The sequence below is a fragment of the Ruegeria sp. BG6 genome (assembly GCF_056538465.1).
This window is the reverse complement of the sequence record NZ_JBQFTB010000016.1, coordinates 13,577-36,212: the sequence shown is the minus strand read 5'-3', so window position 1 is coordinate 36,212 and position 22,636 is coordinate 13,577. Positions and strand designations below refer to the sequence as shown.

The 22,636-nt window shown below is 56.6% G+C and carries 23 protein-coding genes; 9 read left to right on the top strand and 14 right to left on the bottom strand.

Annotated features, from left to right (window positions below):
- Nucleotides 1-34: 34 nt before the first annotated feature.
- Entirely contained in the window at nucleotides 35-613 is a 579-nt protein-coding gene (locus ACR0JW_RS21090) for a helix-turn-helix domain-containing protein (protein WP_480714400.1), read from the top strand.
- Nucleotides 614-653: 40 nt separating this feature from the next.
- Here ACR0JW_RS21090 and ACR0JW_RS21085 read toward each other — a convergent pair whose 3' ends face one another.
- The 8 genes from ACR0JW_RS21085 to ACR0JW_RS21050 form a co-directional block, all read right to left on the bottom strand.
- A complete protein-coding gene (locus tag ACR0JW_RS21085) occupies nucleotides 654-1,226 on the bottom strand; it encodes a thiamine pyrophosphate-dependent enzyme (RefSeq protein WP_170682434.1) in 573 nt (190 codons plus the stop codon).
- Complete coding sequence (locus tag ACR0JW_RS21080; protein WP_170682435.1) at nucleotides 1,223-1,771, bottom strand: decarboxylase; 549 nt, start codon at nucleotides 1,769-1,771, stop codon at nucleotides 1,223-1,225. Before ACR0JW_RS21080 ends, ACR0JW_RS21085 begins: the two co-directional genes overlap by 4 nt.
- Complete coding sequence (locus ACR0JW_RS21075) at nucleotides 1,771-2,865, bottom strand: aminotransferase class I/II-fold pyridoxal phosphate-dependent enzyme (protein WP_170682436.1); 1,095 nt, start codon at nucleotides 2,863-2,865, stop codon at nucleotides 1,771-1,773. Before ACR0JW_RS21075 ends, ACR0JW_RS21080 begins: the two co-directional genes overlap by 1 nt.
- A gap of 242 nt (nucleotides 2,866-3,107) precedes the next feature.
- Nucleotides 3,108-4,040, bottom strand: a complete 933-nt coding sequence (locus ACR0JW_RS21070) for an AEC family transporter (protein ID WP_170682437.1) — start codon at nucleotides 4,038-4,040, stop codon at nucleotides 3,108-3,110.
- A gap of 186 nt (nucleotides 4,041-4,226) precedes the next feature.
- On the bottom strand, nucleotides 4,227-4,724 hold the full coding sequence (locus tag ACR0JW_RS21065; RefSeq protein ID WP_170682438.1) for an aminomethyltransferase family protein: 498 nt from the start codon (nucleotides 4,722-4,724) through the stop codon (nucleotides 4,227-4,229).
- Nucleotide 4,725: 1 nt separating this feature from the next.
- A complete protein-coding gene (locus ACR0JW_RS21060; RefSeq protein ID WP_480714399.1) occupies nucleotides 4,726-7,596 on the bottom strand; it encodes a 2Fe-2S iron-sulfur cluster-binding protein in 2,871 nt (956 codons plus the stop codon).
- Nucleotides 7,583-7,840, bottom strand: a complete 258-nt coding sequence (locus tag ACR0JW_RS21055) for a sarcosine oxidase subunit delta (protein WP_170682440.1) — start codon at nucleotides 7,838-7,840, stop codon at nucleotides 7,583-7,585. The genes ACR0JW_RS21060 and ACR0JW_RS21055 overlap by 14 nt, the downstream gene beginning before the upstream one ends.
- Before the next feature lie 13 nt (nucleotides 7,841-7,853).
- Nucleotides 7,854-9,104: an FAD-dependent oxidoreductase gene (locus tag ACR0JW_RS21050; RefSeq protein WP_170682441.1), complete on the bottom strand. Its 1,251-nt coding sequence runs from the start codon at nucleotides 9,102-9,104 to the stop codon at nucleotides 7,854-7,856.
- A gap of 354 nt (nucleotides 9,105-9,458) precedes the next feature.
- Between ACR0JW_RS21050 and ACR0JW_RS21045 the strand changes: the two genes are divergently transcribed.
- Nucleotides 9,459-10,247, top strand: a complete 789-nt coding sequence (locus ACR0JW_RS21045) for a phytanoyl-CoA dioxygenase family protein (RefSeq protein WP_480714398.1) — start codon at nucleotides 9,459-9,461, stop codon at nucleotides 10,245-10,247.
- A gap of 44 nt (nucleotides 10,248-10,291) precedes the next feature.
- On the opposite strand, the gene ACR0JW_RS21040 is transcribed toward ACR0JW_RS21045, so the two are convergent.
- Both ACR0JW_RS21040 and ACR0JW_RS21035 read right to left on the bottom strand, forming a co-directional pair.
- Complete coding sequence (locus ACR0JW_RS21040) at nucleotides 10,292-11,341, bottom strand: aromatic ring-hydroxylating oxygenase subunit alpha (RefSeq protein WP_170682443.1); 1,050 nt, start codon at nucleotides 11,339-11,341, stop codon at nucleotides 10,292-10,294.
- 98 nt (nucleotides 11,342-11,439) lie between these two features.
- Entirely contained in the window at nucleotides 11,440-12,393 is a 954-nt protein-coding gene (locus tag ACR0JW_RS21035; protein WP_480714397.1) for a LysR substrate-binding domain-containing protein, read from the bottom strand.
- 71 nt (nucleotides 12,394-12,464) lie between these two features.
- Between ACR0JW_RS21035 and ACR0JW_RS21030 the strand changes: the two genes are divergently transcribed.
- The 3 genes from ACR0JW_RS21030 to ACR0JW_RS21020 all read left to right on the top strand — a co-directional run bounded on the left by ACR0JW_RS21030 (nucleotide 12,465) and on the right by ACR0JW_RS21020 (nucleotide 14,984).
- Complete coding sequence (locus tag ACR0JW_RS21030) at nucleotides 12,465-13,550, top strand: hypothetical protein (protein ID WP_170682444.1); 1,086 nt, start codon at nucleotides 12,465-12,467, stop codon at nucleotides 13,548-13,550.
- 156 nt (nucleotides 13,551-13,706) lie between these two features.
- Nucleotides 13,707-14,663, top strand: coding sequence for a fatty acid desaturase family protein (locus ACR0JW_RS21025; protein WP_170682445.1), 957 nt, complete (start codon nucleotides 13,707-13,709; stop codon nucleotides 14,661-14,663).
- Nucleotides 14,664-14,666: 3 nt separating this feature from the next.
- Nucleotides 14,667-14,984 (top strand): non-heme iron oxygenase ferredoxin subunit, encoded by a 318-nt coding sequence (locus tag ACR0JW_RS21020; protein WP_170682446.1) that lies wholly within the window; start codon nucleotides 14,667-14,669, stop codon nucleotides 14,982-14,984.
- 39 nt (nucleotides 14,985-15,023) lie between these two features.
- On the opposite strand, the gene ACR0JW_RS21015 is transcribed toward ACR0JW_RS21020, so the two are convergent.
- From ACR0JW_RS21015 to ACR0JW_RS21000, 4 genes are read right to left on the bottom strand one after another with little or no spacing between them, the layout of a single operon-like run.
- On the bottom strand, nucleotides 15,024-15,905 hold the full coding sequence (locus tag ACR0JW_RS21015) for an amino acid ABC transporter permease (protein WP_170682447.1): 882 nt from the start codon (nucleotides 15,903-15,905) through the stop codon (nucleotides 15,024-15,026).
- Between the two features lie 55 nt (nucleotides 15,906-15,960).
- Nucleotides 15,961-16,794 carry a transporter substrate-binding domain-containing protein gene (locus ACR0JW_RS21010; protein ID WP_170682448.1) on the bottom strand — a complete coding sequence of 278 codons (834 nt, stop codon included), beginning with the start codon at nucleotides 16,792-16,794 and terminating at the stop codon, nucleotides 15,961-15,963.
- A 36-nt stretch (nucleotides 16,795-16,830) separates the two neighbouring features.
- Nucleotides 16,831-17,673, bottom strand: coding sequence for an amino acid ABC transporter permease (locus ACR0JW_RS21005; protein WP_170682449.1), 843 nt, complete (start codon nucleotides 17,671-17,673; stop codon nucleotides 16,831-16,833).
- Nucleotide 17,674: 1 nt separating this feature from the next.
- A complete protein-coding gene (locus tag ACR0JW_RS21000) occupies nucleotides 17,675-18,421 on the bottom strand; it encodes an amino acid ABC transporter ATP-binding protein (RefSeq protein WP_480492299.1) in 747 nt (248 codons plus the stop codon).
- A 313-nt stretch (nucleotides 18,422-18,734) separates the two neighbouring features.
- On the opposite strand from ACR0JW_RS21000, the gene ACR0JW_RS20995 reads away from it, so the two are divergent.
- The 4 genes from ACR0JW_RS20995 to ACR0JW_RS20980 all read left to right on the top strand — a co-directional run bounded on the left by ACR0JW_RS20995 (nucleotide 18,735) and on the right by ACR0JW_RS20980 (nucleotide 22,515).
- Entirely contained in the window at nucleotides 18,735-19,313 is a 579-nt protein-coding gene (locus tag ACR0JW_RS20995; RefSeq protein WP_170682450.1) for a peroxidase-related enzyme, read from the top strand.
- A gap of 11 nt (nucleotides 19,314-19,324) precedes the next feature.
- Nucleotides 19,325-19,912: a helix-turn-helix domain-containing protein gene (locus tag ACR0JW_RS20990; protein WP_480714396.1), complete on the top strand. Its 588-nt coding sequence runs from the start codon at nucleotides 19,325-19,327 to the stop codon at nucleotides 19,910-19,912.
- 12 nt (nucleotides 19,913-19,924) lie between these two features.
- Nucleotides 19,925-21,301 (top strand): MATE family efflux transporter, encoded by a 1,377-nt coding sequence (locus ACR0JW_RS20985; protein WP_170682451.1) that lies wholly within the window; start codon nucleotides 19,925-19,927, stop codon nucleotides 21,299-21,301.
- 377 nt (nucleotides 21,302-21,678) lie between these two features.
- Nucleotides 21,679-22,515 carry a fructosamine kinase family protein gene (locus tag ACR0JW_RS20980; protein WP_170682452.1) on the top strand — a complete coding sequence of 279 codons (837 nt, stop codon included), beginning with the start codon at nucleotides 21,679-21,681 and terminating at the stop codon, nucleotides 22,513-22,515.
- Nucleotides 22,516-22,636 lie beyond the last annotated feature (121 nt).

Below are 22,636 nucleotides of genomic sequence, written 5' to 3'. Positions count from 1 at the left end.
CGTGCCCCGGATAACCTGATCGGCAGCGTTGAAAGTGGAAAAGAAAAACGACACTGAAAGTGAAGTCGGTCAGACGCTTCAGCGGTTGCGGCATGAACGGGAACTGAAGCTGGGCGATCTTGCAGTTCGGGCGCAAGTATCCACTGCGATGATCAGCCGGATCGAAAACGCCAACGTCTCGCCTTCGCTGTCGACACTGCAATCTTTGGCAGATGCTCTGGATGTGCCGCTAATGGCGCTGTTTGCCCGGTCGGATATCGCTGCAGATGTTCATCACGCGCGCGTTGGCGATGGTCTGCCCGCGCGGCGCATCACGCAGGGGCATGCGCATGACTATCTCCTGTTGGGCAAGCACTCGGCACCCGGGGGGATTTTTCAGTCTGCGCGAATTCGCATTTCAAAAGAACAATCCGGCAACTTGCCCGCCTATCAGCACGAAGGTCATGTGTTCATCTACATGATCGAAGGGCGGGCCACCTACCGTTGCGGAGGAGAGAATTTCCAGATGTCGGCGGGCGATACACTGAGTTTTGATGCCAAGCTTCCTCACGGCTTCAGTGAAATCCTGTCTGATGCTGTCGAGTTCATTACGGTCTCAACCCGCCCGCAATAGGGCGCTGCCAAGCTTCGGCCTGTGAGGCCGAGCCTTGCAGCTATGGGCGATTGAGCGCTGCGCGAAAAGTCGAACGTGCCTCTGCACTGTGAATGTATGCGTAGTCTCTGGGATAGGAGGTTCCTGCCGTGACCTCCATCGAAACAAACTGAGGGCCTGCCAGAGACAGGATCTGCGGCGCGGCTTCGGCGAACCTGTCAAGATTGGTGAATCGCTGAACGCCAGCATAGCCGGCCGCCCAGGCCATTGCAGCAAAGTCGACCTTTTCAGCGCCGGGCAACGGATGCGCTCCGTTCACCTCGTAAACCCGATTGGCCGAAAGAAAGTGATAGAGGTTCGACACGCCAGCGCCGGCGATCGTCACCAGCGACCCGAGGTTCATCAGCAGGCTGCCGTCGCCATCAAGAACAATTACGCGCCGGTCCGGATTGGCCAGCGCCAATCCCAGCCCGTGGGACGATGCCTGACCCATCGCGCCAACGGCGACATAGTTCAGGTCTCGCGGGTTCAGGGCCAGCCAGTCAAAGCAGCTTTGATAGACTGCAACTACAATGTCACTGTCATGAATGTGGGGGATCAGCGCCCGCAGCGCCTCGTCGCGACGCATCGTCATGACACTTCCGGAGGTCTGCCGATCAGAAAGATATGAGGCTGCGAGGATGCATAGGCCATTGCGATGGCCTGCGGTATGTGGGTTTCGTCGCCGGGTTCTTCGATCAGCGAATGCGATACCTCCATCGCGTCAAGGACAGGGCGGATTATCCGAACACCGTAGGAGGAAGATTGATCCGGGTGCACATGTGGTTCCTTGCCCTGCAAACCAACCATCATCACAATGGGCAATTCATAATCCATCCCGATGGCACGAATTGCATTCAGGGAGTCCATCAACCCTGTTTGCTGCATCATCAGAACGGCCCGGGTTCCATTGTAGGACATGGCGCCGCAAATACTGACACCTTCATCCTCTTTGCAGATCCGCGTTAGTCGAAAATCGGGATCCTTGGAAATGGGCCACAACAGACCGTCGCTGGTGACGATATCCGGAAGGGCGACGATTTCCTGAACCTGTGCGGCCTTGAGCTGCGCAATGATCGCACCCCCCGACGGGTATGCAACCTTTGGCGCGTCCACTGTAATCCCGGAAGACATACCCATTACACGCCACCGTTCAGGAATTTGGCAATTCCGTCCCGTGCAATTTTCAATTCATGCATATGCCCAACTGTAATGCGCAGATAGTCCGTGTACGCTGGCGATGCGAACCGCCGCACGGCAATGCCGTGCTGCAAAAGCCCGCGTGTCGCAGCTTCTGCTGACTTGTTGCCATCCGGGAAGTGAACAAGAACGAAATTTGCCTGACTGGGGATGACGTCCAGTCCCAACCCCTGCATCTCGGCGGTGATCCAGTTCCTGCCCAAACGGTTGGCATCGCGAACATACTTAGTGTGGGCTGTGTCCTCCAATGCGGCGATCGCAGCCATTGCCGAAGGCGAAGCAACCGGAAAGGTCAGCCCGATCCTGCGAACGACATCGACGATGTCGTCAGGCCCATACAACCAGCCCACGCGCGCGCCTGCCAGACCGTAGATTTTTGAGAATGTACGGCACATGACCACGTTTTGGGCCTCATCAACCAGAATATGCGCTGGCTCGTAATCCTCGGCATCGATGTATTCTTCATACGCCGCGTCGATTATCAGCAGTACATTGTCTGGCAAGGCGGCGTGCAGGCGGCGAATTTCAGAGCCGTTCAGATACGTGCCTGCAGGGTTTTCCGGGTTGGCCAGATAGACGATACGGGTCCGTTCGGTCACGGCTTCGATCATGCGGTCGACCGAGGGTTTGAAACTATCGTCCGCAACCGACACGACGCCTGCATCGTTGGCGTGCGCATAGTTCGGGACTTTCAGGTACCCGTTCGCGCTGCGGATCAATTCGGTACCCGAACCCAGATAAGCGCGGGCAAGCCGTGCCAGCAGGTCGTCCGATCCCTGCCCGGTTGTGATCCGCGCGGCATCGAGGCCGAAATGTTCAGCGATGGCCGGGGCGAGAGTTAGATCGGGGTTTTCCAGATACCGTTCGATTGAACTTGTTGCTGCCTGCGCGGAGGCCCGGGCCCAACGGCTGGGACCAAACGCGCTTTCATTGGAATTTAGCAGGACAGACGGTGGAGGTGATGCATCAATCGCCCCTGCGACCATGTGGGGTTTGATGCGCGAAATTCCTGATTTCGCCAAGGCTACAGTCATTCTTGTCCTCCAGCAGTCACTGGCCGGGTAGGTGGCGCTTACTTTTATCATACAATGTTTATTCTATGGCAATTCAATTTCAAAAATATTATGAATAAAGTAAGCCTTCTTGGATGAAGGCGGCGCGACGCTTGTTTTCCCTGACACCTTCGGCATCGGGTTGAAAATGACAGGCATGAAACGGCAGCCCAATGGGCAAACGGCTTTTGGGCAAACTTCAGCAAGGGCGGCTTGGAACTGTATTACCCGGCCATCGGAAGCAGTATCGCCAATGAAAGTGGTATACTGACCGCAGCAATCAGCGTCTGTAGCGTGACGATCGCCGCCATCAAAGGCGCATCTCCGCCCAGCTGTTTTGACAACGTGTAAGAGGACGCACCCGTCGGAACAACGGAATAAACCACGGCGATCTGCAGCACGTTCTGCGGCAGTCCAACGGCCAGTCCGATTACCAGAACGGCGACAGGGAAAACCACCATCTTGCCCGTGAACGCAAGGACCAGGGGTATTGTGCTGGCAGCCATCGCGCGGACTCTCAGGTTTGCGCCAACGGCCAGCAGAGTAATAGGCAGCGCCCCCGCACCCAGAACATCGGCCACATCGTGAACCACCGGAATCCGGTCTCCGATCAGCTGGTTGGCACCCACTGCCAGCAGGATTGAAATGACATAGGGGTTGCGGGCCAGTTCCCGCAGAATGGCCAGCGGCAGACTCGTGGTCCTGTCGCTTTTCAAAGAGCCGACCAGCATGATCACCATGACGATATTGGTAATCGGAACAAGGATCGCCGTTGCCAGAATGGCGATGTCAAACCCGGCCGGACCGAAAAGGTTTGCCGCCAGTGCAAGTCCGATGAAGGAATTGTGCCGGGCACTGCCCTGCAAAATAGATGTCCCCTGCGGCGGCGCGAAACCCATCTGGCGCGTGCTGACAACCGCAAAGATCAGTGCAGCAACAAACCCGCCAAGGATCGTGGCCGAATAAAGCCCAAGCGCTGATTTGTCCAAAGGCGACATTGAGATCTTGCTGAACAGCAGGCATGGCATCAGTACCCAGTAGACAAGTTTGTCGTTCAGGTTCCAGAAGTCCGTGCTGGGAATGCCACCTTTCCGAAGGGCCAGCCCAAGGGCAATAATCAGAAAGATCGGAAGAATTGAGGTCAGCGTTGTCAGCATGGCAATCAGCAGTTCGAAAGGCGCTTATTGAGCGGACCTTTTCATGCCGGAAATTGCAATTCAACCGATGGTTTCGCTCTGACTTCAAGTCAGGATCTTTATTCTCGTGAATTGCGGAAACTGGTCCGCTAAGCGGCCCTATCTAAGGTGCAAGAACAAAGGCCCAAGCTTTGAACCGCCGTTTCTTCAGGCGGTCGCCCGGGCCAGATAATCCTCAATCATATCGCCAAAACTCTGTTCGACTGCGAATTCGAAACCGCCATCACACCTTGTCACGAGCGCCTTCAGGCCAAACACCTCGGAATAGGTCACGTCATCCGGGCCGAATATGGTTTCGTTCAGATCCAGCGGACAGGCAACGGCCATCACGTCCGCCGCCTCGGGTCCGGCAACGCGGAAAAACGTCAGCGTGTCCGAAATTCGTACGATGCTGATATCTTCCGGGCAATCCGCCGGTTTGAGCCTTTCCTCATATTCCTGTTCACGATTTAGCCCAGTCCGAACGATCCAGTGATTTCGGCCGACATGGAACAGTTCGGCCCCCTCTTGCCCGATGCGGGTATTGGGTTGTTTTGGCAAGCTCGGCAACAGGCCCTTGACCCAGCTTTCGATTGCCTCGGGTTGCCCCTTCAGATCGAAAAGTGCGCTCGGGCTCTGGCGCGCAACTTGTACGTCATAGCTCATCTCAAGACCTCAGAAGTTTGCCGTCGGGGTCGTGAAACACCGGTCTGGTGATTGTGACCGGGATGACCTTGTCCTGAAGACGGACATATGCGGTTTCACCGTGCCGGGCATGTCCGTTTTCCAGCAAAGCCAACCCGACCCAGCGGTCGTTTGCCACGCTCCAGACGCAGGCCGTAACCAAGCCTTCGGTCGCCTCCTTTCGGCCGCCGGGGGTCAGTGGCGCGCCTTCCGGAACCTGCTGGTTGGTGTCTTCGGGCAGAATGCCAACCAGTTCGCGGCGAACGCGCCCGCTTTCGCGTCGCAGCAAGACCGAGCGTTTGCCAAGATAGTCCGGCTTCTTTTTGGACATGACCCAGCCCATCCCCAGATCATATGCGTCGACGGTGCCGTCGACTTCGTGACCCAGCGAAAGAAACCCCTTTTCGACCCGCAGTACATGGCTGGATTCCGAACCGACCGGCAGAATCCCAAATGGGGCACCCGCCTCCATCACTTTGTCCCACAATTCGGCCATATGCCGCGGGGCAACATTGACTTCAAAGGACAGCTCTCCGGTAAAACTGACGCGAACGACACGGGCCGGAAACCCGGCAACAGTGCCGTCCCGGAAAGACATGAAAGGGAACGCGTCAGATGACAGATCAATGTCCGTACCCAGTGCCTGCAGAACATCCCGGGCGCGCGGCCCGCAGATCGTGGCGTTGTTCCACTGGCTCGTGACTGTGGTGATCATCACCTGCCAGTCCGGAAACTCGGTCTGCAGAAGTTTCTCCATATGCTGGTTGATCGAACCCGCATGGCCCGTCGAGGTCGAGATCAGCCAGCGATGCGCGTCCAGCCGAAATGCCACCCCGTCATCCAGGATCAACCCGTCATCCGACAGCATCAGCCCGTACCGCCCCTCGCCAGGTTTCAGGCTGGACATGGCGTTCGTGTACAGAAAATCGAGAAAGCGCGGTACGTCGCGGCCCTTTAGTTCAAATGTTCCAAGTGGCGAGCCGTCATAGACACCGACACCTTCCCTGACTGCCCGGCATTCGCGGTTAACGGCCTCCTGCAATCCTTCGCCGGGTTTTGGGAAATAGCCAGGACGCCGCCAGCGTGCGCCGGCCTCGTACATCACCGCGCCGTTGTTTTTGTTCCATTGCGTTACCGGAGTGTGACGATAGGGAAACAGAACGCTGTCCTCTCGCAGCCCTCCGATCGCGCCAAAGGAGACCGGAGTGTACGGGGACCGGAACGTTGTCGTACCGACCTCCTGCAACAGTACGCCCTTTTGCATTGCGACAGTGCCGATGATGTTGATATTGCCGGTTTTCCCCTGATCGATGCCCATGCCACCCGTCGTGTAGCGCTTGACGTGTTCGACATTGTCATAGCCTTCGCGCAAGGCCAGATGCACATCGCTGACCGAGACATCGTTCTGGATGTCCAGAAACGCCTTGCCGCGTTGCCCCGGCACATCGACACGCCAGAGCGGTTCGATGTCGTATATCAGATCTTCGCCGCCATCGATGATCCGACCCAGGTTCATTTCCCCGGCCGCAGCACCCGTGGCCCGGCAAGCCTGGGCCGCTGCTTCGGGAACAAATGCGGCCAGATTGTCATCGAACCGCAGCGAGCTGCGGGATTGCGACCACAGATGCACAGTCGGGTTCCAGCCGCCGGAATGACCCAGTACATCGCAGTCAATCCATGTTTCAGCGCCGCTGTCGACGGCGACCGCGCGGACGGCGCGCAGACGTTTGTGCCCTCGTACGCCCGCAGCAACCGTTCCTGGATGAACCGAGATACCCGGCACCTTGTCCAGCGCCGCCTGAGGCACCGCCTTGCGGCTATCGAGAATTGCAACAACAGCCAAACCCGCCGCCAACAGATCAGCGGCGACCGCGTAGACGCTGTTGTTGTTGGTGAACAAGGCCACACGTTGCCCGGGAACCACGCCCCAGAGGTTCACATAGGCCTGTATCGATGAGGCCAGCATGACACCGGGACGATCATTGTCGGCAAAGACCATTGCACGCTCCGTGGCGCCGGTGGCAATGATCACTTCACCTGCGCGCACCCGCCAGCTGCGCTCCAGAATACTGTTCTGTTCCGGCTCCCGTTCGTTCACGATCAGCAGGTTGTGTTCGCGATAAGCCCAGACAGTTGCGTGTTGCAGATGGGTAACATTGTCCATCTTGCGCAATGCCCGAACTGCTTCGGCCACCCATTCCATTGCTGGTCGCCCATCGATGGTCAGCGTCCGGTTGAGCAGACTGCCTCCTGCCTCGGGTCCCTCATCCGCGATGAACACCCGCTTTCCTGCGCGACCTGCCTCAAGTGCGGCCTGCAGGCCGGCGGGACCTGCTCCGGCGATCAGAACATCAGCATGGGCGTGCCGCGCCTCGAACCGGCCCGCGGAGGGGGGCCGAGAGGGTGCTGCGGCGAGCCCCGCAGCCTTGCGGATTGTGGGTTCAAACAAGTGCCAATCCGGCCATTTGAAGGTCTTGTAGTAAAACCCGGCCGGGATGAAGCGACCAAGCAGTTGGTTCACCCCGCCCAAATCGAAATCGGGCGAAGGCCAGCAATTGACGGAACGGGCGCTCAGCCCATCCCGAAGGGGTACGGTGGTTGCGGGGCGGTTGCCCGATGCGCCCTCGCCATCCAGTTCCACCAGAGTTGACGGTTCCTCGGGGCCATGACCGACAATGCCGCGCGGGCGGTGGTACTTGAAACTGCGGGCTGTCACACGAACGCCATTGGCCAGCAAGGCCGAAGCCAGAGTGTCGCCCTCGTAACCTTCGTAGCGTTTGCCGTTGAACCGAAACTGCAAAGGTCGATTGCGGTCTATGCGCCCCCCGGACGCGAGGCGGTTACGCTGTGCCAAGGGGCGCCTCCACAATCTCGTGTGTCCGGGTATCGCGCCAGATTGTCAGCCATTCACCGCATCCGCGCGCGTGCCACCATTTTTCCTGCACAGGTCCCAATGGGTTTGGCACAACAGTCAGGTATTCGACCCACTCCGTGTCACTGACGGCATTCGGATCGGGCCGGTCCGCCCCAACCGGACCGCCAAAGATGAATTCGCTTTCGTTTCGCTTGCCGCAATATGGGCAGGGTATCAGCATCATGGTCCTGTCCTTTTCATCGCGCCGTGGTGGTGCCGGCTTCCATCACGAATTCAAGATGACGGAACCGGTCGAGGGTGAAGGATGCCATCAGCGGGTGCGGTTCTCCTTTGGCGACCAGATGCGCCAACGTCAGACCGCCCGCCGGGATTGCCTTGTATCCGCCCCACCAACCCGCCGTGACGAACAGTCCGGGCACTTCGGTCTGGTCCATGATGGGGGATGCATCATGCGCAATGTCCAGATGCCCGCCCCATTGGCGCATCAGTTTGAGTTTTTTGAAGGACGGGAACAGGGAAAGCATCGAAGCAACCGTGTCTTCAAAGACGTTTTGCTTGATGTCCCGACGAAAACTCTGCCCCATATCCGGAGCGCCGCCGATCACCATTTCGCCTTTGTCGGACTGACTGAAATAGAACCCACTGTCCGGGCAATTCACTATGACATCGACCAGCGGTTTGACAGGTTCCGACACAAAGGCCGTTAGGTTCATCGTCCGCAACGGCAGTTTTAGCCCTGCGGTTTCCGTCAGCGTCGTTGTATGGCCCGACACCGCCACGACAACCTTATCCGCGTGTATTGTTCCCCGATTGGTTTCGACACCGGCAATCTTACCATCCGAGCTGCGCATCAACGACTGCACGGCGGTCTTTTGATGGATTTCCACACCCATGGCGTCAGCCGCACGTGCATACCCCCAGGCCACAGCATCATGTCGGTTCACGCCTGCATCGGTATGAACCATGCCGCAAATGACCGGCAGGCGCGCATCCGGCCCTCCGCCGGTCAGCGCCGGAATACGACGGCGCAGCTCTTCCGTCGTGATCTGTTCATAGGTCGAGCCATAGATATCCATGACCAGTTGGCGCCGCCGCAGCTCCCGCAGTTTGGGCCAGGTCTGCACAACATCAACCATGGTGCGTTTTGAATGCATCATGTTGAAATTAAGCTCGTGCGTAAGGCCTTCGTACATCGCGACAGATTTGACGTAGAAAGGGATCGACTCGTCACGCATATAGTTCGACCGGATCGTCACCGTGTTGCGCGCGATATTTCCACCGCCCAGCCAACCGCGTTCCAGAACTGCGACATTTGTAATGCCGAATTCTTTCGCCAAATAATAGGCCGTAGCCAGACCGTGCCCCCCTGCCCCGATCACAACGACCTCATACCTGTCTTTCAATGGTGGGCTGCGCCAAGCCAGAGGCCAGTTGTGGTGTCCGGACAACGCATTCCGAGCGAGCGAGAATATGGAATACTTTTGCATGATGGTAATAATATTTATTAATAATCAAAACACGTCAATAAACAAATTTACCAGGAAGCAACCAAAATTTCGCGTCCAGAACCTCTGAACCGAACCGTTGTTTTGGCGGACCACTCGGGTTGCTTCCGTATTTTCTGGCTATTCACACCAGTTTGGCTAGGATGTCGCCATGATACGCCGCGTTGAACAGTTTCATCGAAGCCTTGCCGGCAAGTGGTCGGCCCGGTCGAAATGGCCCTGTTTCATAATCAATTGCCGCAGTTCACCGGCTTCCTGAATCCATGAAAGCCCGGGCGCGTCGCGCCCATTTTCAACCGTCCTGCAATTCGGGCGGATTTAGTGGATGGAAATGCAATGACATATACAATTGACACAAAGGCCGTTCAGGAAGCCTATGCACGCGATGGTGTCGTGTTGCTGAAGAATATCCTGTCCGAGGAGTGGTTGGCCAAACTGCGCCAAGCTGTGGACACCGAAGTCCAAAAAGGCGATCGGTATTTTGCCTACAAAAACATGCGTGAAATGCCGGGCGTGTTTCAGGATTATTGCCTGACCTCGGACATAGGCCAACGTGTGGCAGAGGTGGCCGGCAGCCCCTGGACATCGTTGATATATGACCAGATTTTCGTGAAAGAGCCCGGCACACAGACCCAGACCGGGTGGCACACGGATCAACCCTATTGGCCGGTGTCCGGCCCGATCATGACGATGTGGATCGCGCTTGACCCAGTCGACCCTGACAATGGCGCACTGGAATTTGTGCGCGGATCACATGCCTGGGGCGCCAAATACCGACCGTTCAAAACCGATCAACTGGGTGGTTTCCTGCATTATCTTGAGCAGGACAACCCGGAATACATCGACATGCCGGACTTTGAGGCCAACCGCACAGATTATGACATCTTTCACTATGACCATATGGAGCCCGGTGACGCTTTGGCCTTTGACGGGATGACCGTGCATTCGGCGATGGGCAACAGAACCACGACCCGCCGAAGACGCGGATATGCAATACGGTTTGCAGTCAAAGGGGCAACCTATGAACCGCGCGATGCGGTGACCGAATGGCTGCATGATGAAAGCCTGCAACCCGGCGCTCGGTTCGCAGGCGGACGTTTCCCGGTTATCTACGAAACTGCATAAGCTGAATGTGGCAAGGGCCGGTGTTCCGGCCCTTCACCGCGACCTCAGGCAGATTTCGCGACGTTTTCCGTTGCGGCGCTTTCCGCCTCGATCGCGCGGTCAAGCACACGGCGGAACTGTTTTGCCCCGGCATCCAGGCCAAGATCTATGTGGGGCGTTTTGGCGTATTTCATTCCCTTGTGAACTTCTTCCAGCACGTCTTTGTCCTCAAGAAACGCCATTCGAGCCCCATCATTCATGAATTTCGAAACTTCGGCATTGTCCGGATAGGAGTTGCGGTGCTGGAACCAGAAATACCGCGTCCGGTCCTCATCAATCGGGGTCATGAAATTGTACGAGATATTTATGAATGTCTCATCAACCGGGTCCTTGTCATATCCACCTGTACCAACGGGTGTGTAGATGGATTTGTTCAGTCCGATTGCCGGCATACACATCTCGTAATGCTGTAACCGGTCACAATCCCCGTCGAAGGACACCAGTTTCGCATAGTACGGAGACGGCGGCTTCTTCTCGATCCACCGGGATACGATCACGCCACGATTCGTCTTCTCGACGTTCAGGGGTTCTTCGTCGGTGCCCGCTCCCGCAAAGGACGTAACGTGCACCCAGGCCACATGGCTGGGATCCAGCAGGTTGTCGCAGACCCAAAGGTAGTGGCAGTCGATGTCCATCACGCCGCCATCGGTCAGACCCCAGCTTGGATCGTCGAAGTTCTCCACCGGGAATATTTTGTCGGGATCGGCCAGCGCCGGGTCGCCCATCCAGATCCAGAGCAGACGATACCGATCAACCACGGGATAGGATTTCACAACCGCACGCCGGGGCGTCATGCCACGTTGTGTGGGACTGTCGATACATGTGCCGGAACAGTCGAAGGTCAAACCGTGATATCCGCACTCGACCAGATCACCCTTAAGGTTGCCTTTCGAGAGCGGCAGCTTGCGATGGGGACACGCGTCTTCCAACGCGACCGCAGTTCCATCTTGCTGCCGGTACAGCACGATATTCTCGCCCAGAAACGTCTCGGCCCTCAGGTCGCGGCTGATATCCTTGCTCCACGCAGCGACATACCAGCAGTTCTTCAGATACATGATCCGGATCTCCGTTCGGTTTGTTGGCTTTGCGCCAGTATGGAGCAATTTGCCCGCGTTTCGCCATGCCGGATTGGTAATGCGACATATAAGGTGGACTAATTTGAAACCGGTGCAGGATCGGGTATGTCCGGCTGCGCCCGAGCCTCTGCCTGAATCCAGTTCAGGAACTCGCTTACCTTCTGGCTGTCCTTGGTTTCGGGTCGGCGCACAAGCCAGTAAGACAGGGGCGATTGCGTCAGGTGGGGAAAAGGCCGTACCAGGCGACCATCGCAGAGCGCATCAATAACCAGAGGCTCACGACCAAGCGCCACACCCAACCCTTCGATTGCGGCCTGCACAACCATATTCGATTGCCCCAACCTGCGCGTCCGTAGTGCAGTCGGCAAACTTAAATCACATTGCCGCGCCCAGAAATCCCATGTCGGACTGGCCGTGCCATGGTGCAGGTTTTCATCCACCAAAAGCGTATGAAGGGACAGATCCTCGATACTCTGAAGCCTTGGCAGAAGGCCGGGCGCACATACAGGAAACAGCTGTTCCTTCATAAGCAAATCGACCTGAAACCCGGGGTATTCGCCCAGTCCATATCGAATCCCGATATCTGCATCAACGCGTGAAAAAGGGTGTTGCCCGGTGTCGGTGGCAATCGAAATCGAAAGATCCGGATGGGCCAGGTCAAAGTGAATGAGCCTTGGAAACAACCAGTTAAAGGCGAAACCCGGCAAGCACGAAATAACGATTGTCCGGTCACTACGGGTTTTGTCCCGCAATTGCGTGCAAACATCCGAAATGCGCCCTAACCCATCGGAGATTGCCAGGGCCAGTTGCTCACCCTCGCGCGTGGGACGGGACTGGCGCGCTCCACGGACCAGCAATTCTCTGCCAAGCCATTCTTCCAGAGATCTGACGTGCTGACTTACGGCGCTTTGACTGACACCCAGTTCTTCTGCTGCGGGCGAAAAGCCCGAATGGCGCACCACGGCTTCAAATGCGCGAAGCGCCGAGTATGGTAGGTTCAGGATCATATTAGTCACCCTAATGTCAGCCATTATTTCTTTCAAATGGATTAGAACCGCGTGCGTCCATTAAATTCATTAAAGTCAGGTATTAGGGGTTATTGATGTCCGACACGACGCCCGAGCGAGGAGCGCGAAATCTGCTGGTGAATTGTGCCCGTGCATCCACAGGTGACCGGTTGCTGATCGCGTATGAACCCCCGGAGTTTGGGTATTTTGATGCCGACTGCGTCAAGGTGGTCAGAAATGCCGCCCAGCAGCTGGGGCTGGTCGTTGACGCGGTCGATGTCGGTTTCAACCCTGACAACCCGCATCTTTCGCCCGATCTTCTGGCCCGTTTTCAGGCCGCGGACATCATTTTGTTTCTGGCGCGTCTGGGGGATCAGTTGCGGTTTTCGGACATGCCGCAGGGAAAGAAGATCATCGTCAGCTTTGCCGTGAATCAGGAGCTTCTGGGTTCAGGGTTTTCCAACGGACACCACGACGCCTTCATGGAACTCAAGGCCGACGTCAACGCGGTTCTGGATAGGGCGGATGACGTGCGGATCACCTGCCCTCTGGGATCGGATGTGCGGGGGCGACCAATCATGGATTTGAAACCCACCGGCGACACATCCATTTTGCGGTTTCCGATGTCCGTATTCACACCGGTTCCCGCGTACAGTTTTTCCGGTCGTGTGGCCATCAGCTTCCTGACGGGCACAGGATCGAAATACTATGACGATTATACACTGGAATTTGACAGACCGGTCTTCGCCATGATGGAGAACGGTCGCCTGACGCGGTTTGACGGTGACGCCGAAAATGCCGCCAGAGCCGAGGCACACTATGATCGGGTCGCCGGACAGTTCGGCATCGACCGGAATTTTGTACATTCCTGGCACGCGGGCATTCATCCCGGCTGCGGATACCCATGGGACATGCGGGAAAATTTCGAGCGCTGGGGAGGTGCCGCTTTCGGCAATCCTCGCATTCTGCATTTCCACACATGCGGAGCATATGCCCCGGGCGAGATTAGTTGGAACGTGATTGATCCGACAATCGTGATTGATGGGGCGACGTATTGGGATCACGGTGTTTTCCACGCGGAAAGGTTGCCCAACGGTCCGTCGATACTCGCCCGGCATTCCTGCGCCGCTGATTTGTTTGCAAATCCCGATCCGGATATCGGGCTGCGCGTGGCTGTCTGACCTATCCTGGCTTGATCGAATCACGCTCTGGTTAGATAATCCATTGTTAATAAGGCCTGACCGAGTTGGCCTTATGGTGCGGAGCACTCCCGTCTCCGGTGCCGGATCATGTGCAGAGGGCGCGACCCCCACACCGGCAAAAATTGTGGAAATCACATGCCAAAACCAATCGTCACGCCGCTGACTCAGGCCCTGGCCGAAGGAAAACTCACGCGCGAAGAGCTCAGAAGCTTCATGCAACGTTCGAACGGACCGGGATTACGCCACCTGGCGCTTTGGGTCCTGTTACTTGCCCTTACATCAACACTCATCACTCTTGCCTGGGACAGCTGGCTGATTTGGCCTGCCATGTTCCTGCAAGGCGTCGTTCTGGTGCACCATTTCTCGCTGCAGCACGAATGTGTGCACTATACGGTATTTCGGACGCGTTGGCTGAATGATCTGGTGGGACAGATCTGCGGGCTGATCATCATATTGCCGCACCGCTTTTTCAGGTACGAGCATTGCGATCATCACACGTACACACAGCTGACCGGAGAAGACCCTGAACTGATACCGCTGCCCAAGTCCTTGGGGCAGTATTTTCTATACCTTTCCGCTCTGCCCTACTGGCGCGGCAAGTTCACAGAGGTGTTTCGCCATGCATCCGGCCGCCTGAGCGAGGCCGAGCTTCGATTTATCCCGAAGGTCGAACACCAGGCCGTATTTCGGGACGCACGAATGATGCTGGGTATCTATGCCGCACTATTCTTGGCCATGGCGCTGACCGGGTGGTGGGGTTTGATCTGGTACTGGATCATACCGTTGTTTCTGGGCGAACCGGTCATGCGGTTTGTGCGCATGACCGAACATGTCGGGCGGCCCACCGTTGCCCGGATGTCGGAAAACACCCGGACTAACCTGGTATCGGCGCCGATGGCATTTTTGTGTTGGAACATGAACTATCATGCGGAACATCACTATGTCGCCTCTGTGCCGTTTCATGCATTGCCCCGTCTGCATGAAAAGCTGAAGGACCACATATTCGTTGAAAATGGCGGGTATCTGGCCGCCCATCGCGACATTTTACGGCAGATCTTGCAGCGCAAACGCGAACATGCGGCAGAGGTTTGAACGATGACGGCCGAAAAAACCTGGCGCGATGTGATCGCGGTGTCCAAACTTGAGAAAAACTGGGTTACGCGGGTCGAAATCGGCCCACGCATGATCGCGGTCTACGATACGCCAAGCGGCATCCACGCATCGCTGGCGTTGTGCAACCATGGCGGGGCCGATCTTTGCGACGGCTATTTTGATGGCCACGTGATCGAGTGTCCGCTGCATCAGGGTGCGTTCGACGTGCGGGACGGCAAGCCTGTGTCTGCCCCGGCCACGCGTTCTATGCGGGTGTTCGAGACGCGGGTTGAAAACGGGATGGTTCAGGCCCGTTTCTGACAACCGCGCTGAACGTTCAGGTTCAGACGGATTACGAACTCATCTTTTGTCTGATCGTTTTTCGAGGCGTGCAAAAAGGCGGCTTAGGCCGAAACATACGACGAAGTAAAACGCTGCGGTCGTGATCCACGCCTCGAATATCATCCTAGATGAAGCGACAAGTTCAACTGTCTTGTAAGTGAGTTCCTGAACCGAAATCAGTGAAAGGATCGAGCTGTCCTTGATCAGGGATATGAACTGGTTTGCCAGCGGCGGGACCACTTTTTTCATCGCCTGAGGCAGCACGATGTAGCGCAGCTCCTGAAAACGGCTCATCCCGATCGAACGAGCAGCTTCGCGCTGGCCTTTTGGGATGGACTGAATCCCGGCCCGGACAATTTCCCCCACAAACGCGCTTTCGAACAGGGCCAGAACGATGACGCCGGAAACCAGCGATGGGAAACGTCGCATTTCGCCGAAGAAAAACGTCCAGATCTGGTTGTCTTCCTGTCGTGCAATTCCGCGGGCCCAGCGTTCCAGGTTCAACGCATCGATCAGTTGCTGGGACAGGAAAAAGAAGAAGATAAAAACAACAACAACGGGCGGGACATTACGCAGGAATTCCAGATAGGTGCGCGCCAGCATCCGGATCGTCAGGTTGGCCGAACAGCGCGCGACACCCAGTATCGTGCCCAGCAGCAAAGCCAGAATGCCCGAATAAATGCTGATGCGAATGGTGGCCGCCAGACCCTGCAACAGCAGGTTGGCAAAATACTCCTCACGACCTGTATGCCAGCCAACGATATATCCGGGGATCAGTTCCCAGCGCCACTTGTAGTTCAGCGTGCCTTCAATCGACACCCAGATATACCCGAAGAAGGCGAGCAAAATCGCCATGATCAGGTAATCAGGCAATCTGAGTTTCTTGAGGAAGTTCTGCACCGGGTTCGCTCCGCCTTAGCTCCGGGGGCGGTGTGCCCGCCCCCGGTCGGATATGTTACTGTGCGACCTGATCAGCCCACTCTTCGGTGGCGAACCAGTAGTTATGACGCTCTTCCAGCCAGCCGGACCGCCATTGCTGGGCAATCCAGTTGTTGAAGAAGTTCATGGCGTCCGGGTCGCCCTTGCGCATGCCAAATGCTTCACCGCGCGGGTCGAAAAGTTCACCCTCGAGAACAACCAATGTCTCGGGGTTGCGACCTGCCTCACGGTTGGGGGTCGGTTGCGACGCCATCGTGGCATGGGCATTCCCGTTCAGAACCTCCTGAGTGGACGCGCCGTCTTCATCAAAAAGCAACAGGTTGGCTTCGGGGAATGCCTTTGCGATCACGGTCGCCGGGGTCGCGCCGCGACGGGCCGCGAAGGTCACCTCGGACGAATTCAGATCTTCGCGCGCCATGCCTGCCGTCAACTCCTTGTTCGCCAGAATTGCAAGGCCCGAATATGCATACGGGTCTGTGAAATTGATTGTCAGGTTACGCTGTGCGGTCACGGACATGCCCGAGATGATCACGTCGAAATTGCCCGACACCAGCGCCGGAATGATTCCGTCCCAGGCGGTGGGCACAAATTCAACTTCGACGCCCATGTCCTCAGCCAGTTTTCGGCCGACATCCAGTTCAAAGCCGATCAGATCGCCATTCTTGTCGCGCATCGACCATGGCACGAACAGCGATAGGCCGATCCGGATCACCCCGTCCTGTTTGATGGTTTCAATAACACTTTCGCTGGACAGTTCTTGGGTCGCGCTTTGCGCCCAGCCCGACGTCGCCACACCAGTCGCCACGACCGCGCCCAGGGCTGCCCCGAGCATTCTGCGAGAAAGCTTCATCTTGGTTCTCCTTGTTGTCCGACAATTGTTTCAGTTTTATTGGTCGACGGCATATTTCTTCTCCAGATGGCTTACGCCAATCGACAGGATCAGGGTCACCACCAGATAGGCCAGTGCGATGGTGAACCAGATTTCGAAACTCATATACGTGTCTGAAATGATGTTGCGTCCGAAAGTGGTCAGTTCGGCCACCGCAATCACGCTGACAATCGCTGAGGATTTGATGAGGTGCACGACCTCGCCGGTCATCGGCGGCAGCATGAAACGGACGGATTGGGGCAGGATGATATAGCGATACGTCTGGGCAGGACTCATCCCGATGGATTTGGCGGCCTCCCACTGCCCGATCGGAACCGCGTTGATCCCGGCGCGCAGGATTTCCGAAATCAGGGCGGAATGGAACACGGCCAGCGTCAGGATGCTGGCGGTATAGCGATCAAACCCGAAAATCGGCCCCAGAACGTAATAGAACAGATAGAGCAGGACCAGCAGCGGGATGTTTCGGATCAGCTCCAGATAACCGACGGCGACTGCCGACCCAACGACCAGACCGGACAGGCGCAGCAGCGCCACGAACAATCCAATAACGGTTGCCAGCAGAAACGCGGTAACCGATAGCTTGATTGTGGCCACCAGCCCGATCGGGATTTCGCCCCATTCGAACCCCAGTTCGGTGTTGCGGTACAGAAATTGCGGCACCCTGTACCATTGCCAGTTGTATCCCATGCCCTGCGCGCCAACGTAAGAGCCATAGGCAATCAGCCCCACGATGATCGCATACATGACGACAGAAACGGGGACCGAGCCGAAAAAGCGCTTGTAGAGCGGTGGCTTGGGCAGTGGCTGGCCCTTTGGTGCAGATATGCCCAGATCGCTCATGTCAGTGTTCCAGTATCTGGTTCAGGAACAACCGGCACCGTTCGCTGGATGGGTTGGTAAAGAACTGTTCCGGCGGCGAAACTTCGACGATCTGACCGGCTTCCATGAAAACCATCGTGTCAGCGACTTTGCGGGCAAAACCCATTTCATGCGTGACGACAACCATCGTCATGCCTGTGTCGGCAAGCTCGACCATCACATCAAGCACTTCATTGATCATTTCAGGGTCAAGTGCGGAAGTCGGTTCGTCAAACAGCATGATCCGGGTCTCCATGCAAAGAGACCGGGCAATGGCCACGCGCTGTTGTTGACCGCCGGACAACTGCGCCGGGTATTTGTCGGCCTGTTCCGGAATGTGGACACGGTCAAGATAGTTGCGCGCGGTTTCTTCGGCCTTCGCCTTTGGAACCTTACGTACCTTCATGGGGCCGATCATCAGGTTTTCCAGCACAGTCAGATGTGGAAACAGATTGAACTGCTGGAAGACCATGCCAACTTCCTGACGCAGCTCGCGAATTTCCTTGGCCCCTTCAAAAACCTCGATCCCATCAATCACGAGGCGCCCGGAATTATGCCACTCCAGCCCGTTGAAACAGCGGATCAGGGTCGACTTTCCGGAACCTGAGGGACCACAGATGACAACCTTTTCACCTTGGTGCACGGTCAGATCGATGTTCTTAAGCGCGTGAAAGCCACCATAGAACTTGTCCAGATTGCTTACCTCGATCATCGGAGTGGGTTGGTTCATGCCTGACCTGTTCTAATTCGGGATCGCATATTGAGGGCGTTGTGCGTTCAGGAAGCCTGTGGCGAGAGCGGTCGCCTTCGGAAATACCTGCGCGCGGAACATTTGTTTCGGCGCAATTTTGGGTCGGCCCAAGCAGTGCCATCGACTTGGCGATACGATTGAGTGGGGCAATCTGGTAAGGCCATGGAATCCTCAATTCTGTTGCGCACTGATTAATATGGTTGCTTAATATGCAATATTCGTCAATAAAAAACTCAGCGGGTAGTTTCTGACTGCCTGAAATTTGATCTGACGGCCAACGGAAGGAGCATGAATGTCTGCCTGGATTCGGATGATTTCTGACGAGGATGCCGACGATCAGCTAAAGGCCGCATTGGACCTGGCCCGTACGCCGCACGGAACCGTCGACAATGTCATGCGCGTGCATTCGCTGCGGCCCAATACGATGAATGGGCACGTTATTTTGTACCGGGCCTGTCTGCACGATGACGTCAACACCGTGCCCATGTGGTTTCAGGAAGTCATAAGCTCTTATGTGTCCACCCTGAACGGCTGCCCCTATTCCTATGCCAATCACTGGGCCAATGCCCGGCATCTGATCGGGGATGATGCACGCGCCGACAGGATTGAAGCCGCGCTGAAAGCCAACCGCCCGGAGGACGCATTTGACGGCGCAGAGCTGGCAGCGATGGTCTATGCCGGAAAACTTACCCAATCGCCCGCTGCGATGGCCGAGTCTGACGTCTCGGCCCTGAAGGAAGCCGGATGGGACGACGGAGAGATCCTCGAAATCAACCAGATTGTTGGATATTTCAACTACGTGAACCGGTTGCTGAACGGTCTCGGCGTGACCACAGAGGGAGATGTCGTGGGTTATTACGCCGACGAGTGACGGGATGTACCATGCAGGATGACACTCCGGGAAGACAGATTGACCGCGCGATCGGTGCATCGCTGAAGGAGCTGCGCCAAAGCCGGAAACAATCGGCCCGTCGTCTGGCCGAGCAATCGGGCATTTCAGCGGCGATGGTCAGCCGCATTGAAAACGGGCTTGTGTCGCCTTCGATCGATACATTGGCCGCATTGGCCGAGGCGCTTGAAGTGCCTATCGTCTCGCTGTTTCGCGAAGCGCGGACAGATCACACCGACTATACCCTGGTTCGCCATGGACAGGGGCTGAAGTCCACCCGTCTTGCTGGCGGGCATTCCCATGAATACGTCAATCTGGCCCTGCATTCCCGCAAGGACCTGCGATTTCAGGCGCGGCGGGTCACTCTTTTGCGCGATGAATGCCGCCCGCCGACTTATGTCGGCCACGGGGTCGTCTTTGTTCAGGCGCTGGAGGGTCAGGCTGTCTATCGTTACGGCGAGGCGCGATTCACCCTGTCAGCCGGGGACAGCATCAGCGTCGACGCCGAACTGAACCATGGGTTCGAAGAGGTTTTGACGCCAGAGTTCGTTTTTCTGACCGTTCAGGCCGAGCGCCCGTAAAGAAATGCTGAAATGGCCATTCCTGCCGAACTTGATCTGACGCGAGGGCCGATCTCGGTGCATTTTCGCACCTTGGCCATTCCCGGCGCCATCGGGATGCTGTTCAACACGCTCTACAATGTTGTCGACATGTTCTTCGCAGGGCTCTTGTCCACAAGTGCTCAGGCCGGGCTCGCACTTGGGTTTCAGGCGTTTTTTGTTGCGATCTCAATAGGCGTTGGGCTTGGCGCCGCCATGAGCGCACTCGTCGGCAACGCACTGGGCGCGGGTGACCATCGCAAGGCTCGCAGACTGGCTGCACAAGGCATGAGCTACGGCTTCCTGGCCGCGTGCGTTCTTGCCCTGGCTGGTCTGTGGTATGGTCCCGCGTTGATCCGATTGGTGTCCGAGCCCGGGGATTATCGCGATGCAGGTCTGCGGTATTTCTTTTGGTTGCTCCTTGCTCTTCCAGGTTTTCTGCTGGCCTTTGGCTGTAACGGTATCCTTCAGGCACATGGCGATGCCGTTTCCATGCAGCGGGCGCTGATTGTCGCTTTTTTCGCCAATATTGGACTGAATCCATTGCTGATCTACGGGGTTCCGGGCCTTGTTCCCGGCATCGGGTTTGACGGTCTGGCGGTATCAACCGTGATCAGTCAGACAGGGGTCATGCTCTTCCTGATACGTCAGGTGCTCAGACGGCGCAGGATGCAACGGATGCGGGTGCGGAATTTTGTTCCGCGCCTGGAAAAATTTGCTGAAATCTCGCTACAGGTATTGCCCACAGCCACGTCGTTCATGGTGATGTTGCTGTCCGGGTTCGTGATGCAGTTTGCGCTTAAGATTTTTGGCGAACACGCAATCGCAGGGTACGGCGTGGCCATTCGTCTGGAGCAAATCCTGCTGTTGCCCGTGTTGGGCGTCACCGGCGCCCTTCTGCCCATAGCCTCCCAGAATTTCGGAGCCCGCGACGGTGCGAGGGTGCGCGAAGCCTTGTTCTATTGCTGGAAGGTTGGGTTCATCATGACCGCCATCGCCGCACCTGCCCTGTGGATTTTCGGCGGTCCGGTTCTGGGCCTGTTTACCGACGACCCCGAAGTGATCCGCGTAGGACTAAGCTACCTGCGCGTCGACAGCCTGATCCTTCCGTTTTACATGATGCTGTTTTCGATCAACTCGCTTTTGCAGGCACTGAAAAGGCCGATCTGGACCGTCTGGATCAGCCTGTATCGGCAGGGTTTTGGGGTTGCTTTCTTCGTCTGGATATTTGTCGGCCTGCTGAGTTTCAACGAGATCGGCGTGTGGATCGGAACGGCCGCAGCGGTCATAACCGGGTGGATGATTGCCCTTCTCATCACAACACATGTGGCACGTCGCGAGCTTGGTGGACTCTGGAAGCCGGTGATCTAGTCAGAGGCCGGTACGTATGCTGCTAGTGATGAAGAATTGACTTTCCCACTAGCTCGTTCTCGGGGCCACTGAATCCGTCCGGCGGGCCTGAGGGACGATGTCGCTCAGCGTCAATTGTTCCAATTTCGGCGTAATCTTCAGAAGGGCACTGCCATGTTCCAACATATCCGGGATTGAGCATGCATGTACAAGACCGCCAGCCTCACGGTGCTCCGGGCTATCGCGCGCCAGTAATTGAAACCACCATCCCGATGGAACAAAGGTCAATGATACACTAGCATTCGAATTGGATCCGTCAGATGAGGCCGCTCACTCGCCTCCATGCACTGCCCGCTCTGAAGTTGCCTAAAGTGAGTTCCCCTTGAGGACACATTGTGATGAGCGCCCGACACTCAAATGCAACAGAAAACCAGATCGTAAGAGACGCATTGACGCTCTTGGACGACACAGCTCTTGCTTGGGAATCATTTCACGGCGGGGATCTCTCGAAAGTCATCCGGCTTCGCCTCGGATCAGGCAAAGATGTGGTTGTTAAGTCAGGTCCGCACCCTGATCGCGAAGGACGCATGTTGCATAAGTTGGCGGGTGCTGGCGCACACGTGCCGCTGCCGATCATGAGCAGCAACAGTGTTCTGGTTCTCAAGGACCTCGGCGCAGCTGCAGCCCCGTCTGATCAATCATGGCTTGCATTCGGTACAAACCTGCGCGCCATGCATAGTTGCAAATCGGATCATTACGGCTGGAGCGAGGACTACGCTTTCGAAACCGTGCGGATACGCAATGGATGGAGCGATGACTGGTCGGCCTTCTGGTTCGAGAAACGTCTGGCCGCCGATATCGACCTTTTGCCTGCCGACGTCGCACGGAGATTGGAAAAGCTCCAACCCCTTGTCAATCAGATCGTGCCAGTTCGCCCAAGACCCTCCCTACTGCATGGTGACCTCTGGTCGGGAAACGTTCATTTCGCAGCGGATGGTGCAGCATATCTGATCGATCCGGCTTGTTATTTTGGCCACTCCGAAGTTGATCTTGCAATGCTGACACTATTCGGGTCTCCGCCGAAAAAGTTTTGGCAGGCCTATGGCATACCGGATGAAGGCTGGAAACTCCGTCGGCACGCCTACCAACTCTGGCCAGCGCTTGTGCACCTTCGCCTGTTTGGAGCAGGATATCGTGCGATGGTTGAGCAGCATTTGTCAGCGCTGGAGAGATAGGAGCTAGAATAAACCGCCAGTACTCGGAGCCTGTCGCCAATAAGGGAATTTTGCATCCCTTACCGCCTGTTCACTGGTTGCAAGATTGCCTTCAGCAATACCGGGGCTAAGCTCCCAAAAC